At 65.1% G+C, this 16583-nt stretch carries 12 protein-coding genes; 4 read left to right on the top strand and 8 right to left on the bottom strand.

The genetic code is table 11. The features are described 5' to 3' along the window. Positions 1 to 326: 326 nt before the first annotated feature. Complete coding sequence (locus ACK543_RS03005) at positions 327 to 1328, bottom strand: IS1595 family transposase (RefSeq protein ID WP_409941376.1); 1002 nt, start codon at positions 1326 to 1328, stop codon at positions 327 to 329. 266 nt (positions 1329 to 1594) lie between these two features. Here ACK543_RS03005 and ACK543_RS03000 point away from each other — a divergent pair, with 266 nt between their 5' ends. Then, positions 1595 to 2632 carry a bifunctional nicotinamide-nucleotide adenylyltransferase/Nudix hydroxylase gene (locus tag ACK543_RS03000; protein ID WP_409941375.1) on the top strand — a complete coding sequence of 346 codons (1038 nt, stop codon included), beginning with the start codon at positions 1595 to 1597 and terminating at the stop codon, positions 2630 to 2632. 167 nt (positions 2633 to 2799) lie between these two features. On the opposite strand, the gene ACK543_RS02995 is transcribed toward ACK543_RS03000, so the two are convergent. The 6 genes from ACK543_RS02995 to cphA (ACK543_RS02970) all read right to left on the bottom strand — a co-directional run bounded on the left by ACK543_RS02995 (position 2800) and on the right by cphA (ACK543_RS02970) (position 11449). Then, positions 2800 to 3219, bottom strand: coding sequence for an HU family DNA-binding protein (locus tag ACK543_RS02995; RefSeq protein WP_409941374.1), 420 nt, complete (start codon positions 3217 to 3219; stop codon positions 2800 to 2802). Between the two features lie 114 nt (positions 3220 to 3333). After that, complete coding sequence (locus ACK543_RS02990) at positions 3334 to 4692, bottom strand: SPOR domain-containing protein (RefSeq protein ID WP_409941373.1); 1359 nt, start codon at positions 4690 to 4692, stop codon at positions 3334 to 3336. A gap of 205 nt (positions 4693 to 4897) precedes the next feature. Then, positions 4898 to 5896, bottom strand: coding sequence for a DUF533 domain-containing protein (locus ACK543_RS02985; RefSeq protein WP_409941372.1), 999 nt, complete (start codon positions 5894 to 5896; stop codon positions 4898 to 4900). 169 nt (positions 5897 to 6065) lie between these two features. Then, positions 6066 to 6527 carry a CreA family protein gene (locus ACK543_RS02980; RefSeq protein ID WP_409941379.1) on the bottom strand — a complete coding sequence of 154 codons (462 nt, stop codon included), beginning with the start codon at positions 6525 to 6527 and terminating at the stop codon, positions 6066 to 6068. A gap of 41 nt (positions 6528 to 6568) precedes the next feature. Beyond that, positions 6569 to 9148 (bottom strand): cyanophycin synthetase, encoded by a 2580-nt coding sequence (gene cphA / locus ACK543_RS02975; RefSeq protein ID WP_409941371.1) that lies wholly within the window; start codon positions 9146 to 9148, stop codon positions 6569 to 6571. 96 nt (positions 9149 to 9244) lie between these two features. After that, entirely contained in the window at positions 9245 to 11449 is a 2205-nt protein-coding gene (gene cphA, locus ACK543_RS02970; RefSeq protein ID WP_409941370.1) for a cyanophycin synthetase, read from the bottom strand. 236 nt (positions 11450 to 11685) lie between these two features. On the opposite strand from cphA (ACK543_RS02970), the gene ACK543_RS02965 reads away from it, so the two are divergent. The 3 genes from ACK543_RS02965 (at position 11686) to ACK543_RS02955 (ending at position 15581) form a co-directional block, all read left to right on the top strand. Next, positions 11686 to 14007, top strand: a complete 2322-nt coding sequence (locus ACK543_RS02965) for an ABC transporter ATP-binding protein (protein ID WP_409941369.1) — start codon at positions 11686 to 11688, stop codon at positions 14005 to 14007. Between the two features lie 22 nt (positions 14008 to 14029). After that, entirely contained in the window at positions 14030 to 14533 is a 504-nt protein-coding gene (locus ACK543_RS02960; protein ID WP_409941368.1) for a DUF1854 domain-containing protein, read from the top strand. Positions 14534 to 15149: 616 nt separating this feature from the next. After that, complete coding sequence (locus tag ACK543_RS02955) at positions 15150 to 15581, top strand: hypothetical protein (protein ID WP_409941367.1); 432 nt, start codon at positions 15150 to 15152, stop codon at positions 15579 to 15581. A 3-nt stretch (positions 15582 to 15584) separates the two neighbouring features. Here the strand turns inward: ACK543_RS02955 and ACK543_RS02950 are convergent, their stop codons facing one another. Next, positions 15585 to 16562, bottom strand: coding sequence for a 5'-nucleotidase (locus tag ACK543_RS02950; protein ID WP_409941366.1), 978 nt, complete (start codon positions 16560 to 16562; stop codon positions 15585 to 15587). Positions 16563 to 16583: the final 21 nt, after the last annotated feature.

Genomic DNA, 16583 nt, shown 5'->3' with positions numbered 1-16583 from the left:
GGGGCCGGTGTGCCTGGTTACCACGCCATAGCCTTTTGCAGCACATCAAAGCCCTGGCCAGAGCACTTGGCAGCCCAAAATCAACAGAAAAACTCGCTTCGCTCCGCCTTCGACCAATTGCCGTGAAATATTCGGGTTAGCCCAATGACGCTGCACAGCAGCTCAATCGTCGGAAAGACGTTGTGCGTCTTCCAGTAGGATCGCAGGCCTGCCAAATACTTCTCGTCGTTCACCACGTTCTCCCTCGAACACTTGTTCGCGTAGAGATACTGTATGCATAAAAGGGGTATCTATTTAGCTCCAGCAGCCCCATTGATGCTGTGATTTCATCCAGCCATCGTATCCGATTGCCCATCCCCGCTGCTCTTGCTCACAACATCCCCATAGGTCACTGGCGGCGTCACTACCGCCTGCTGCAGCAAGCGGTAAAAAAGCATCCCGCGTGAGCTGGATGTGCGTCGGTTGAACCGGAACACGAATTCATCGAGATAGGCGTCCAGGTGGTCTGGCTGCACGGAGCCATGATGCGTTCCCAGCACCCAGCGCTGCACCAATGAGGCGACCCGGTGCACTCCCGCCATGGAGACATGGGCAGGTACGCCTGAGCCGAGCATGACGGTGCGCTGGTGGGTGTAACCCAGCTCTCCCAGAGCGCGGTAGGCCGCCGAACCATCCGTGCGGACCTGGGCTCCGGGCTCGACCACTTCCTGCACGAAGGGGATGACGTGGTTGGTGGAGTCCCGGTCAATGCGGCGCAACCGGATGCGCCCGAACCCCTTGGGCTCCACGATCTCCACCGCCATGACCATCAACACTTTGGTGGTGCTGCTCTTGCGCCCTGCTGGAGTAGCGGGATTTTTGCGATCCGTGATGGACAGGTACGTTTCGTCCACCTCGACAAGCCCCTTGAGCTTGTCCCGGCCCGGGCGGACCATGGCGCGTCGGAACCGGTGCAGCATGGTCCAGGCAGTCTGGTAGCTCCCCAAACCCAATACGCGCTGCAGCCCCAGGGCGCTCACGCCTTGTTTCTGATTGGTCAGGTACCAAGCCGCAGCCAGCCAGACACGCAGCGGTGTGCGAGTCTTGTCAAAGATGGTGCCTGAGGTCACTGTGCCCTGGTACTGGCATGAGCGGCACATCAGGCGGGTGCGGCTGGCGCGGTACACATCACCAGCGTTGCCGCAACGCGGGCAGACGAAGCCTTGGGGCCAGCGAAGCTTCTCCAGGAACGCCTGGCAGGCTTCTTCGGTGGCAAACCAGTCAAGAAATTCATTCCAGGTGCGAGGGTGGTCCTGCCCGGGAGTTGGCGTTAGCATCTGGGTTTCCATCCAGCTATTGTGGCGCTGCTGGAGCTAAATAGACACCCCTTTTATTTATACAGTCATCATATCCGATGGATGCGTTTTGGCGCTACTGCTTTCGTCAGCAACTGGCCCCGAGCGATGCCGCCTGCACCCGGCGTCGCGCTAAAATCACTATAAAAAAAGTAGCATCAGGGGCAATCGCAAAAGGCGCCCGTGGTCAAAAATACCTTCAAAGCCAGCCTGAAGGCAGCCCTCAGTGCTGCGTCGGCTGTACCCACCACTGGAGGCATATGCACGATATCGCCATCTACATCGGTCGCTTTCAGCCGGTGCACAGCGGCCACCTGGCCCTGCTGCAGCGAGCTCTGGCCAGCGCGGCGCAGGTCATCGTGGTGGTGGGTTCTGCCTGGCAGGCACGCTCGCCGAAGAACCCGTTCACCTGGCAGGAGCGCGAGGCCATGCTGCGCGCGGCCTTGCCCGCTGCCGACCGTGCCCGGATGCGGGTGCTTCCGATGCGCGACTGCTACAACGAGGCCGTGTGGGCGAACGCCGTGCGCGCCGCCGTTGCGGGCCTGGCTCCCGAGGGCGCGCGTATCGGTTTGGTCGGGCACTTCAAAGATGCCACCAGCAGCTACCTGCGCGCCTTCCCAGACTGGGACCTGATCAACGTGGGGCGCCAGGGGAATATTGATGCCACTGCGGTGCGCGATGCCTACTTTGGCGCGGCGGCAGGGAAGGCCCTACAGGCGCTGGCACCGCTGGCGGCCCAGATTCCCCCAGGTACCCGGGTCGCGCTGGAGGTTTTTGCCGACACGCCCGCGTATGCTGCCTTGCAGGAAGAATGGCGCATGCTCCGGGGGTACCGCGCGGCGTGGGCTGCCGCGCCCTACCCGCCTGTGTTTGTCACGGTCGATGCCGTGCTGCGCTGCCAGGATCAAATCCTGCTCATCCGCCGCGCCCATGCACCGGGCAAGGGCCAGCTGGCTGTGCCGGGCGGGTTCATCGAGCAGCGCGAAACCCTGTGGCAGTCGTGCCTGCGCGAACTGGCCGAAGAAACGCATTGCACGCTACCCGAGGCCACCATGCGCGCGGCGCTGCAGGCCGTAGCCGTGTTTGACCATCCGGATCGCAGCCAGCGTGGCCGCACCATCACCCACGCGCACTACTTTGACCTGGGCAACACCGCCTTGCCCCATCTGACGGCCGATGATGACGCGCAGGAAGCGCTGTGGGTGCCGATCGACGCGCTGGGCGGCCGCGAGGAGGAGTTCTTCGAGGATCACTTTCACATGCTCGACCATTTCCTCGGCCTGAGGCTGCGGCCCTGAAGCGTAAGGCGAACACGCACGCCGGCGGCTGGGGCTTGCGTGCAGCGCAGAGTGCATCCACAGGAGGCTGACCACCACCCCAGTGCCCAGCAAAAAGGACCTTGCGCCGCATGGCACAAGGTCCCCGTGGATTCGCGGCGGCTGCCGACGATGGAGCCGTGGCGCGATCAGACCGTGGCGTCCTTGAGCTTTTTGAGCGCGCGCGTCTTGATTTTTACGGAGGCGGGCTTGGCCGGGAACCAGCGTTCTTCGCCCGTGAACGGGTCCTTGCCAAAACGCTTTTTCTTGGCCGGGACCTGCTGCAGACCGATCTTCAGGAGGCCTGGCAGCGTGAATTCTCCGGAACCCTTCTTGTGCACCGAGCCCAAAATGGCGGTTTCCAGCGCGGCCAGCACGGCCTTGGCGGCCTTGGGCTCCACACCCGATTGCTCGGCAAGATGGGCCACCAGCGTGGTCTTGTTGAAAGCCGTCTTGATCGGCTTGAGCGCAGCGGGCGCGGGCTTTGCAACAGGCGCTGCCTTCTTGGCGGGTGCAGCCGCCTTGGCGACTTTGGTGGCGGGGGTGGTGGGTTTCTTTGTCGTTGCCATGATGTTGTCTGATTGGGTCTGTGTTGTTGGCTCTTGAGCTCCAAGAGCCCTCTGATTTTAGGTGCGCCTTGCGGGGGGGCGATGCGGGCGCACGCTGACACCCGTCTGGCAGTCCTACTGCTTGAAGACCACCGCCTCCAGTTGCATGGCCTTGATCGTGTCCGCCGCCTTGTTTGCCAGCGCGCGTGTCGGGTACGGGCCCACGCGCACCCGAATGCGGCGCCCCGCAGGCGTTGACAGCTCCTGGCGGAAGGCGGGCAGCCCTTCGTTGAGCAGCCGTGCCTGCGCTTTGCGTGCGTTGGCTTCTTGGGCGAACAGCCCCACATTGATGTAGTAGCCCGGCAGACTGCCGGCCGGTGGGGGCACCGCGTCATCCGAGGTAGCTGGGGTGCTGTTGCTTGCCGATGCAGAGGCCGCCGATGCGTTCTTGGGGGGCTTGCTGGCAGCGCGTGATGCCGCAGTTGCCGCAGAGGGTGTGGCTTGCGCGGTTGCTTTGCGCTGGCTGGCCGTGTCGCGTGGCAGCGGGCTGGCAGGCTTGCGGGGCGGGGATGCGGCAGAGGCGGGCGCTGCCGCTGCGGCGGGGGGATCAGGAGGGGTTAGTGGAGCGGGGCCTTCGGTGTCGGGCGCGCGAGTCTCGGAAACCGCCGCCGCGGGCGGGGCAGACGGCGCAACGGCAGACGCTGGTGTGGCGGTGGCTGCAGGCGCAACGGAAGCAGTGTCCTGGGCAGCGTTGGGCGCGGCAGTTGAGGCGGCTGCGAGCGGTGTCGCGGGCGCTTTCGTCTCAGCCCCCACGGCCTCTGCAGCCACAGGTGCGGAGGCCGCTGCGCTGGCGGAGGCGGCCTGTGCCACGGTCAGCTCGGGCTCCATCGCAAACGGTCGGTTGCTGGTGTCTTGCGGGATCAGCAGGTATGCCACTGCGGCGGCCGCCACGATGGCCACGTGCCCCAGCACCAGCAGTTGCAGGCGTCGTCGCGTACTGGCCTGGCCCGCCAGCAGTTCGCAGGCCTCGGGTACCGTGCGCGATGCGGCGAGCGCGCGGGTGATGCGCTTGCGGATGTCGTTGTGCAGCAGGGCGTTGCCATACAGGCCCGGCACGGCAAACGCCAGCAGTGCCACAGTGGCCAGAACGCCCCATTCGATACCCTGCGGCCACTGCAGCAGCACGAGGCACAGCGCAAACACCAGCAGAGCCAGCCCCTCGGCGGCCGCCACGTACACCAGTGCCGGCCCCCACAACTGGCGAAACACCATCCAGCCCAGCGTGAACAGGCTGGCGGCCCAGTTCCAGGTGGTCGTGGTGCGCCCCGTCGCGTCAAAGCGCTCGAACACGGGCAGGTAGTACGCGCTGTTGAGCGGCCCGAGCGCCGCGCGGTACAGCGCGTTCATGGCGTTGTCCGACGTCGAATCCAGCGACGTGGCGGGAATCTTGGAGTCGGCGGGGTCCGGGTTGGCGCGCATGCCCAATTCTGTCATGCACAGCCGTCATGCCGGGCCCCCCGGCGCTGTGCAGCGCCTGTGGCGTTGCGCGCGGGCATCGCCGGGCACGCCGCTCACGGTGGCGCGGGCGTGCTGCAGTCGCAGTCCGGCCAAAAATGTTAATAAAAAATGTCTATCGCGCTTGTTTGTATTAGATTTATAGCTACAAAAAACGTAGCAATAAGACAGGCGGGCGGTCGCGTCAAGCGCCGCGCACCATCGCCATGATCTTGCCGGCATCCAGCGTGGCGGCCTTGTCGCGGATCTGTGGCAAGTAGTCCGCCTGCATCTTCTTGGCGGGCGCCAGCAGGCCTTCAAAGGTTTCGCGCAGCACAGCCGTGCTCATCACGCGGCCACCCGCGTAGTAGCGCCGCGCCAGTTGCCCCAGGGCATAGGTGGTGGCAAACGAAAACGCCATGCCGGTGGCGGCACTGCCCAGACCGCCGATGGTGCGGCCGGCTGCCTTGCCCAGCAGACCCCCGAGCAGCTTGCGGCCAAACTGCTCCAGGTACTGCGACGTGAGGCCCACCCCCGCTGCAGCGATGAACTCTTTGATGTGGCCCTGGTCCAGCTCCACGCCGTAGGTCTTGCCAATGCCGTAGACCATCTTGACCTGCATGGGAATGATGGCCATCGAGGCCCAGGACTGGGGCAGCATTTCCAGCGCTCCGTTGATCAGGGCGTAGTTCAGGATGGACTTGTCCATCGCCGCCTCTTGTGCCGCTGGCAGCACCGTGGTGGCCGGGCCCGCGCTGGAGGTTTTGGGCGCGGCGGGGGTGGGGGCGTAGCCCACGCTGCTGCGGATGGGCGCGGCCTCTTGTGCCACATCGACCATCGCATCGGCTTGCAAGTCAAAGGCGGCGGTTTGCTGCGCATCCAGTTGCAGGGCGGACTTGAGGGTGGCCAGAAACGCCCGCTCGGCGTCGGTCTGGCGGCCGTCCACATCGCACACGCACACGGCCATCTCATATGCCAGCTGGCGGTGCGCGCTATCGCTCAAGCCCGCAGCCGCAGTCTGCACCGTGGTGCGCTTGAGCAGCACATCCTGGTAGATGCGGGGCAGGCTGGCAATGCCCGCGTCGCTGCCCAAGGCGTGGGCGATGCGGCGGATTTCCTCGCGCTCCGCGTCGTCTTTGTTGCCGTCGGCGAACGCCGCCAACAGCGCGATGGCGAGGATGGATGTTTGCTGGTCGATGTTCATGGGCAAGGGTGGCAAGGCGAAAGGGCTCGTCAGATGCAGTCTAGGCAGTGCGAATTCAACGCCACAGTCCGTGGGGATTTGCGTCGGCGCAGCGGGCGCCGCTCTTATCGCCCCTGCAGCGCCTGGCACCGAACGCGCACACAACGCCCAGGTCCACGGCCTGGCTCGCTCACTTGCGTACCGGGATGGGGGTGGCCCGGTCGACCGGCACGGCCGTCACGCTGTTTTGCGGCGATCCGTCAATGAGCTTTTCCGAGTACGTCAGGTACACCAGCGTGTTGCGGGTCGAATCGACCATGCGCACGATGCGCAGGCGCTTGAACAGGATGGACATGCGCTCGCTGAAGACTTCCTCCTGCCGCTTCAGCGGCCCAGGAAAGCTCACGGGCCCCACCTGCCGGCAGGCAATCGAGGCTTCGGCACGGTCTTCGGCCAGCCCCAGCGACCCCTTGATGCCACCCGTGCGGGCGCGCGAGACATAGCAGGTCACGCCGGGAACGGACGGGTCATCGTAGGCTTCCACAATGATGTCGTGGTCGCGGCCGATCCATTGAAAGGCGGTGTCGACCGTGCCCACTTTGTCGCCAGCTGCAGCGCGGGCCACGCCCGCTGCTCCCAGCAGGTGGAACATGGCAAAGAGTGCGGCGGCGGCAGCCGCGGTGGCAGCGCGCTTCACGCTGTGGCGCCTGCTTCGGCGCAGCGCTTGGTCAGGTGGGCGAGGGCTTCTTCCACCTGATCGACCAGGACCAGGCACAGGTCGCCGGGTTGCAGGCGCTCCAGCGCAGCATCGATGGCGATGAATTCGCCCCGGATCTCTTCCACGTGCCTGGTGCGGCTCGCGCCTGCCAGACCTTCGCGCAGCAGCGCCATCACTTCGCCGTCGCCCCGGCCGCGCTGGGCGGCGTCCTGGTACAGGATCACATCGTCAAATGCCGCACCCAGGATGACGGTCTGCTCGCGGATGTCCTCGTCGCGGCGGTCGCCCGCACCGCTGATGACCACGCTGCGGCGCTTGCCGGGCAGGGCATCCACGGCACCCACCAGGGCGCGCATCGCATCGGGGTTGTGGCCGTAGTCAGCGATCACGGTGGCGCCACGGTAATCCATGATGTTGAAGCGGCCGGGGGCGTTGTCGCTGTCGTTCACAAAGCCCGACAGGCCCCGGCGGATGGTCTGCCAGGGCATGCCCACGCCCCAGGCAGCGGCCACGGCGGCCATCACGTTTTCGACCTGAAAACCGATCTTGCCATTGCGCGTGATGGGCACATCGCGCAGGTGGATGGTTTCGCGCCATGAGCCTTCAGAGGCCACGATGGAGTCCCCATCCACATACACGGAGCGGTGGCCCTGCGCGCGGTGCGTGGCCATCACGGGGTGGTGGCGGTCGCTGGCAAAGAAGATGATCTTGCCGGGGCAGGACGGTGCCATGGCTGCCACGACAGGGTCAGCGGCATTGAGCACGCCGTAGCCGTTGCTCGCCACGTTTTGCACGATCACGCGCTTGACGACGGCCAGGTCTTCCACCGTGGTGATGTAGTTCATGCCCAGGTGGTCACCCGCGCCGATGTTGGTGACAACGGCCACCGAGCAGCGGTCAAAGCCCAGCCCTTCGCGCAGGATGCCGCCGCGCGCGGTCTCAAACACGGCGGCGTCCACCTCGGGGTGCAGCAGCACGTTGCGAGCGCTCTTGGGGCCGCTGCAGTCGCCGCTGTCGATCTGGCGTCCATTGACGTACACGCCGTCGGTATTGGTCATGCCCACGCGCAGGCCCTGCGCCGTGAACAGGTGCGTAATCAGGCGCGCCGTGGTGGTCTTGCCGTTGGTGCCGGTCACCGCCACGGTAGGGATGCGGCCATCCTCGCCCGGGGCGTAGAGCTTGTCGACCATGGACTGACCCACATTGCGCGGCTTGCCGTAGCTGGGGGCCAGGTGCATGCGCAGGCCGGGCGCGGCGTTGACTTCCACAAAGCCGCCGCCCTGTTCTTCCAGCGGGCGCAGCACGGTCTCGGCCACCATGTCCACCCCGCAGATGTGCAGGCCCACCATTTGCGCAGCGGCCACCGCGCGGGCCGCCACGTCGGGATGCACGTCGTCGGTCACGTCGGTGGCGGTGCCGCCGGTGGACAGATTGGCGTTGTTGCGCAGAATCACGCGCTGGCCCTTGGCGGGCACCGATTCGGGCGTCAGATCCTGCATGGCCAGGCGTGCGACGGCGATGTCATCCAGCCTGATCTTGGTGAGGGATGTGGCATGGCCTTCGCCTCGGCGCGGGTCCAGGTTGACCTGCTCTATCAGTTGACGCACGGTGTGCTGGCCGTCGCCCAGCACCTGGGGCGGCTCGCGCCGGGCGGCCGCCACCAGCTGGTCGCCCACCACCAGCAGACGAAAGTCGTGGCCGGGGAGAAAGCGCTCGACCATCACCGTGCCGTACTCGGCGGCGTTTTGATAGGCTGCTTCGAGCTGGGCGCGGTCGGTGATGTTGACCGTGACCCCCTTGCCCTGGTTGCCATCCTGGGGCTTGACCACCACGGGCAGGCCGACCTTGAGGGCGACTTCCCACGCTTCATCCACCGTATTGACCGGTTTGCCCAGCGGCACCGGCACACCGGCGGCGTGCAGCAGACGCTTGGTGAGGTCTTTGTCCTGACCAATGGATTCGGCCACTGCGCTGGTGGTGTCGATCTCGGCGGCCTGGATGCGGCGTTGCTTGGAACCCCAGCCAAACTGCACCAGACTGCCGCGCGTCAGGCGCCGGTAGGGGATGCCCCGCGCCACCGCGGCATCGACGATCGAGCCCGTGCTGGGGCCCAAGCGCTCGTCCTCGTCCAGCTCGCGCAGCTCGGCAATCACCGTCTCCGCGTCGAAGCTGCCGTTGCCCAGTGCGGCGTCGATGAGCTGCCGTGCGCATTCGAAGGCGCGGCGTCCTACGGCCTCTTCGCTGTACTCCACCACCACTTGGTACACGCCGGGGTCTATGGTGGCGGAGGTGCGCGCAAAGGTTACCGGACAGCCCGCCTGGGCCTGGAGCGCCAGTGCGGCAGCTTGCAGCACGTGGGCCAGCGAGACATCGGAGTCACCGCCCTCGGGGTGCAGCGCGCCGATGGCCGGAAACAGGGCCCGCAGCCGCGTCTCGAAGCCCTCGATCCGCGCCATGGCGCGTTCCGATTCGGTGCAGGCCACCACGGCCTCGATGGCCATGTGGCGGCTCCAGAGATTGGGGCCACGCAGGGCCCGGGTGCGGGATACATCCATGGGATCTCTTTCAGTAATCGATGCGATCAGGGCTTGCGGGCAACGCGCAGAGGCTGCAGCCGTTCGTACGGAGGCCGCGGGATGTGGCGCTGTTCATCAGCTTGTCAGGCCGGCGCGCACGGGCAGCTCCGGCTCGAAGGTTTTGATGCCAGCGCCGATCAGGTCGGGCGCAATGTCCAGCGCCCAGGCTGCGCCGATGGCGGCAAGCAGCGCATCGGTATCCGGCACCACGGCGTTGCGGCCGAAGGTGAGTTCGGTGAGCGTCCCCAGCACATGTTCGGCGTTGCCAGTGGCCAGCACCACGCGGCCGTTCTTGACCAACACCGCCCGGCCGCTGCCATTGGCACGGTGCGCCACCACCACGGGCAGACTGGCGTCCTGGGCGTAGAGCACCACGGCTCCATCGGACAAAGGTGCCAGCTCGGCCACTTGCGGTATGGCGGCATTGAGCACCGCCGCGCCTTCAGGGAGCACCACATCCACCTGGGTGCGCATGACCTTGGTCATCTGGTCCTGTTCGTGCACATCAAATTCGGCCAATGTCTCCACGCCGTCCATGTCGGTCACCACGCCCACCTGGCAGCGGTCGTAGGCCAGGCCGTCGCGCAGGATGGTGCGTGCGTTGCTCTCGATCACAGCGGCCTGCACCATCTTGTTCATGAGCAGGCGGTGTGCGGCCTCCCAGTGGGTGCAGTCGGTGGTTTCCATGCAGCGCCGGTCCAGGAACATGCCTTCGGTGCACGCCAGGCCGGTGTGATGGCCGCCCAGGTGCAGCAGCCAGCCCACCAGCCGTGCAATGGTGGATGTGCCGCGCGTTCCAGCCACGCCCACCACCGGGATGCGGCCCGGCAGCGCATCGCCGTCTTCGCTGGGAAACAGGTGCTCCACGATGGCCTGGCCGACCGGGCGTGGCGCGCCTTCTGCGGGCTTGAGGTGCATCAGCAGGCCAGGGCCGGCGTTCACTTCAACAATCGCACCGCCCTGCGCCTGCAGGGGTTTGGAGATGTCCGTGACCACCAGATCGATGCCCGCAATATCGAGGCCCACCACCTTGGCCGCGAGGGCAGCGGTGTAGGCCACCTCGGGATGCACTTCGTCGGTGCATTCCACGGCCACGTTGCCGTTGCGCTCGATCACCACCTGCCGACCGGCGGCAGGCACCGCATCGGCGTGCAGATCCTGGCGCTTGAGTTCGAGCTGCACCTTGGGGTTGGTGGCGATGTCGATGATCTCAAGCGGGTACTCCTCCTCGTAGCCGCGGCGCGGGTCGGAGTTGAGCTGGCTGTCGATGAGCTCGCGCACGGTGGAGCGGCCGTTGCCGGTGATGCTGACCACCTCGCCGCGGGCGGCCGCCACCAGCTTGCCGTTGACCACCAGCAGGCGGTGTTCGTTACCGGGGATGAAGCGCTCGACCATCACGTCGCTGCCCTCGGGGTAGGCCACGTGGTAGGCCGCCTCGATGTCTTCCTTCTTGCGCAGGTCCAGCGTCACGCCGCGGCCATGGTTGCCGTCCGAGGGCTTGACCACCACGGGCAGGCCGATGTCCTGCGCGGCTTCCCAGGCTTCTTGGGGGCTGTTGACCACCTGGCCTTCGGGAATGGGTACGCCGCACGACTTGAGCAGGCCCTTGGTCAGATCCTTGTCGCTGGCGATGCCTTCGGCGATGGCGCTGGTGTATTCGGTCTCGGCCGTCCAGATGCGGCGCTGGCTGGCGCCATAGCCCAGCTGCACCAGGTTGCCGTCGTTCAGGCGGATGTGCGGAATGCCGCGGTCGGTGGCCGCGGTGACGATGCAGGCGGTGCTGGGGCCGAGGTACTGGTCATCCACCTCGGTGCGCACGCGCGCCACGGCGGCCTTCACGTCAAAAGGCTGGTCGTTGATGGCCGCCATGATGAGTGCGTGGCCCTGTGCCAGTGCCACGCGGGCGACCTGCTCGTCACGGGCGCGAAACACCATGCGGTACACACCGCGCTGCGAGGTGCTGCGGGTTTGCCCGAAGCCGGTGGGCATGCCGGCCAGGTTGAGCAGCTCGATCACAATGTGTTCAAGCACATGGCCACACCAGGTGCCTTCTTCCAGGCGCTGCAGGAACCCGCCGCGCTCGCCCACGCCGCAGTGGTGCTCGATCAGTGCGGGCAGCCACTGTGTCAGCCGGGCGTTGAAGCCTGGGATGGTGTGCGATGGGTAGTCTTCCAGCTCACCCAGATCCAGCCAGACTTCCAGCACGGGGCGGTAGGTCCAGATATTGGGGCCGCGCAGGTAGTTGATGCGAAGCAGTTGGATATCGTTGAGTTTCGCCATGAATTGCAGCGGTTGTGTTGGCTTGCCCGGGCGGCTAAGACCGGACTTGAAAGGAAATCGCCCGAGATTGTGCGACAGTCTGGCGCCGCAGGGCAGTGTCAGCGAACTGCGGGGGTTGGGCGTTAGTCTGAAGATGCGTCCTGCCAAAGTGCCGCTGTGCGGAGACATCGCGCAGAATGCGCTGTGCCGTGTGGCCAATGGCCCCACGCCGCCACAGTCGGAATAACCAGATAAAAATGCAACATCACCATTCTGTGGACGCCTCGGGTGTCTTCGCTGGCCCTGTGGGGGCGGATCTACGGGCCCTGCTTTCTTCCTCTGAGAACGTGCTGGCTGCGCTGCAGGTTGACCTGAGCGCAGATCTTCGGTTTGCCCAGGGCTGGGTGGTGGTCACCTCCGAGCGGCTTCTGGCTTGCCCGGCCGGCAGCACCCAATGGCAGTCGTGGTCGCTCGGTGGTGGGCTGGTCCTTCACCTGCAGGACCACGGCGGCGTGGGCGCGCTGTCGCTGCACGACGCAGGTGCGCGGCTGGCGTTGTGGCGCTTTACCCTGACCCACCATGCCCAGGCGCTGCGCCTGGTGCAGCGCTTTGAGGACCAGAGCGCCCGCGTGGTGGGCGGCGCCCAGCACGGCCACCTGTATCCCGATGCCGAGGAGCCCGCCTGCACGGTCTGCCACACGCCGTTGCCGCCCGATACCGATGAGTGCCCCGCCTGCGCGCGCGCCCAGCCGCCGCAGACGTCCACCTGGGTGCTGCTGCGGCTGTGGCGTTTTGCGCGACCCTACCGTAACCAGTTGGCGGCTGGGTTTGCCCTTACCCTGGCGTCCACCGCTGCCACCCTGGTGCCGCCCTACCTGACCATTCCGCTGATGGATGACATCCTGATTCCGTTCCAGAACGGCAAGCAGATCGAACCCGGGCTGGTGCTGCTGTACCTGAGCGGACTGCTGCTGTCCGCCTTGGCGGCCTGGGGTCTGAGCTGGGCGCGCACTTATATCCTGGCGTTGGTCTCAGAGCGCATTGGTGCCGACCTGCGCACCACCACCTACGAGCACCTGCTGCGCCTGTCGCTCGATTACTTCGGCGGCAAACGCACGGGTGATCTGATGGCGCGCATCGGTTCGGAAACCGACCGGATCAATGTCTTTTTGTCCCTGCACGCACTGGACTTCATCACGGATGTGCTGATGATCCTGATGACGGCTGTGATTCTTTTTTCGATCAATCCCTGGCTGGCACTCGTCACGCTGGTGCCCCTGCCGTTCATTGGCTGGATGATCCATACGGTGCGTGACCGGTTGCGCACCGGCTTCGAGAAGATCGACCGCGTATGGTCCGAGGTGACCAACGTGCTGGCGGACACCATTCCTGGTATCCGCGTCGTCAAGGCGTTTGCCCAGGAAAAGCGCGAGGCGCAGCGCTTTCGCGATGCCAACCAGCACAACCTGGAGGTCAACGACAAACTGAACAAGACCTGGAGTCTGTTCACCCCCACCGTCTCGTTGCTCACCGAAATCGGTTTGCTGGTGGTGTGGGCGTTTGGCATCTGGCTGGTGTCGCGCAACCAGATCACCGTGGGCGTGCTGACGGCTTTCATTGCCTACATCGGCCGCTTTTACGGCCGGCTGGATTCGATGAGCCGCATCGTGTCGGTCACGCAAAAGGCCGCGGCGGGCGCCAAGCGCATCTTTGACATCCTGGACCATGTGAGCAACGTCCCTGACCCGGCCCAGCCGGTCAGGGTGGACAAAGTCCAGGGAGCCATCACCATGCAGGGTGTGGGTTTCCGCTACGGCAGCCGGTCGGTGATCAAGGACCTGAACCTGGAGATCCGGCCGGGTGAAATGATTGGCCTGGTGGGGCACAGCGGCTCGGGCAAGAGCACGCTGGTGAACCTGATCAGCCGCTTTTATGACGTGAGCGATGGCTCCATCCAGGTCGATGGCATCGATATCCGCCGCTTTGCAGTGGCCGACTACCGGCGCCATATCGGTCTGGTGCTGCAGGAACCCTTCCTCTTTTTTGGCACGATTGCCGACAACATCGCCTATGGCAAGCCCGAGGCAACGCGGGAGGAAATCGTGGCGGCTGCCCGCGCTGCACATGCCCACGAATTCATCCTGCGCCTGCCGCATGGCTACGACTCGCTGGTGGGCGAACGCGGTCAGGGCCTGTCGGGTGGCGAGCGCCAGCGCATCAGCATTGCCCGCGCCCTGCTGATCGACCCGCGCATCCTGATCCTGGACGAAGCCACGTCGGCGGTGGACACCGAGACCGAAAAGGAAATCCAGAAAGCGCTGGACAACCTGGTACAGGGCCGCACCACCATTGCAATTGCCCACCGGCTGTCCACCCTGCGCAAGGCCGATCGGCTGGTGGTCATGGACCGCGGCGAGGTGGTCGAGGTCGGCCCGCATGACGAACTCATGGAAAAGCAGGGCGCTTACTGGCGCCTGTACGAGGCCCAGGCGCGCCGCGCGGAGGAAGACGCGCAGGCCGCCGGGGTGATCATTGACAGCAGCCTGCTGCATCCGGCCCACCCTGCGGGCCAATCCTGAACCCTCGGACGCCCTCTGCGCCATGCATACCGCCACCATGACCCCATCGCCCCGCCAACCCGCTGCCGTCCATTTGTCGCGCAATGCCCACGGACGGCTGGTACTGGTGCTGGCCGACGGCGCCCGCCACGAAGGGGTGACACCCGTGCGCGCGTTCCCGATCGCTGCGCCCGCAGAGGGGCTTTCGCTCGTCGGCCAGGATGGCCATGAGTTGCTCTGGCTGGACCACCTGGATCAATTGCCCGCAGACGCGCGCCAGCTGGTGGAAGACGAGCTGCAGGTGCGCGAGTTTGTGCCCGCTATCGAAAAGATCGTGGCGGTATCGAGTTTTTCGACCCCAAGCACCTGGGATGTTGTGACCGACAGGGGTCCCGCCCGTCTGGTGCTCAAGGCCGAGGAAGACATTCGTCGGCTCGGTGGGCGCACACGCCTGCTGATTGCGGGGGGCGATGGCGTGCAATTTCGCATCGCGGACACCACGGCTCTGGATCGCCCGTCCCGCCGGATCCTGGAGCGATTCCTCTGACCGGCTGACCGCCGGGCACAGCGCCATCGACTCCAACTGCCCTGGCACAGCGCCAGCGCAGTGTGCCAACGTAGTCCGCCATTGCCCGCGGTCGTCCCGCTCTGTTGTCCTCAGACGGGCTTGACGGGCTTTTCCCGACGGTCAATGTGAGGTTGCCCGCCAGATGCCTGCGCCATTGGCCCATGGGCCGCCAGCCAGCCGCGCTTTAACCTAAAAACGGCAGTTGGATGCATTTGCCAGCGCTGCTGTTGGGGTGCCCGGCTCGGCGCGACGACGCGGCAGGCTCTGGCCTGCACGGAGGAGCAACACCGCATGGCGCTCCAAAAGCGGTGCTGGCAAGTGCATAGCGCTGTCACCCCAAAGGTGAGGCTGCAAAAAACAACCCAAGGCCCGAGTCCATGCGGTGTGCGGCAAGATGACAAGCGGTCAACTGCCGTTTTTAGGTTTAAGCCGTTTTCCCCGCGTGGCGCGCTAGATTGCATCGATAAGCTAAGTAAAAACCCTAATTTTTGATTGATCCCGCAAAAAAGCCTAAATTTGCCCTTCTTTTTGCCGTAATGCAGGTACGAGGACGTCGTAAAGCGTCCGACCACCTTTCAACTTTTGGGCCATTGTCATGCAACTGCCACCTGTCGACCGATCGCCAAGTTGGCGTCCTCAGGGCGCTGATTTGTATTCCACTGGCGCCTCTGGTGCTCCCCCCGTGCGCCCGATCAACGCGCCCAACCCCGTGGAGTCCATGGACCGCATGGGGGAGGGCGCCATCGTGAAATCACCCGACAAACCGTCTGCGCCAGACTCGCCGAACCGGGACTGGACCGAGGTCAAGAAAAAAGAAACGGTGCAGGAGCCGCCCGAGCCGCCCAAGGAACCCATCTACAAGCAACTGCTGGAACTGATCCAGTCGATGTGGCGCGCCAGCGGTACGGCGGTTGAGGTGGCCCAGGACATCAACAAGATGACGATGCAGGAACGCCTGTCCCAGCAGGTCAAGAACGAACCGCTGACCTATTCCGATCCGAAGATCAAACGCACGGGCGGTTTGTAAGCGTTAGCTGTTCTTGGGCTCAACCAGCCCGGGGGGCTGATCTGCCGCCCGTTGTGCTGGCCTTTCGTTGCCCGCGCCCGCCAGATTGGTGATTCCACTGCTCACATGCCCTGCCGGCACGTGGCGTGCTGCGGACTGGACGTGGCCCGTCTGGTCATCGAAAAAGAAGTCCGGCTCAAACTCCCTCAAAAAAGGCCCTTTCTCCAGACCGCCGAGAAACATGGCCTCGTCCACGTTGATGCCCCAGTCCAGTAGCGTGCGAATAGCCCGTTCATGCGCGGGCGCACTGCGGGCAGTGACCAGCGCCGTGCGGATGCGCATGGTGTGCGAAGCGTGCGCGCCCTGTTGCAGGCGGTGCAGCGCCGCAAGCAGTGGCTTGAACGGCCCGCTCGCCAGTGGCAGGCTTGCTTTGTCGGCTTCGTTTTCCTGGAAAGCGGGCAATCCAGCAGTCTGAAAAACCCGCTCCGCCTCGTCCGAGAACAAAACCGCGTCTCCGTCAAAGGCAATGCGCACCTCATTCGGAAAACGGTCCCCCGCCGGCGTTGAATCCGTCATCACGCGTGCCGCCGGGAAACCGATCGACAGGGCCTGACGCACATCGGCCTCATTGGCAGACAGAAAAAGGTGGGCCCCCAGGGGGCGCAGGTAGGCAAAAGGATCGCGCCCCCGCGTGAATACTCCGCGCTCGACCCGCATGCCCGCCGCTTTCGCCGACGCAAAGACGCGCATTCCGCTGGCGGGGTCGTTGCGCGACAGCATCACCACCTCCACGTGCTGAGCATCGGGCGTATTGAAGGCCAGCAGCTTACGAACCAGCGAAAACGCCACGCCCGCGCGCGCCGGCTGGTGCACCAGCGCGAGCTGGTGGCGCATGTAAGCCTCTTCGTCGCCCGATTCGAAGAGCAGGTTTTCCTCTTCAAAGTTGAACAGCGCGCGCGACGAGATGGCAACCACCAACTTGTCGTCCAGGGTGACGGCCATGGAAGATTTCCTTGAAAGGGA

The sequence above is a fragment of the Acidovorax sp. genome (assembly GCF_046341535.1).
Taxonomy (GTDB): domain Bacteria; phylum Pseudomonadota; class Gammaproteobacteria; order Burkholderiales; family Burkholderiaceae_C; genus Acidovorax.
The sequence above is the reverse complement of the archived record's forward strand: the minus strand, read 5'-3'. Positions and strand labels throughout refer to the sequence as shown.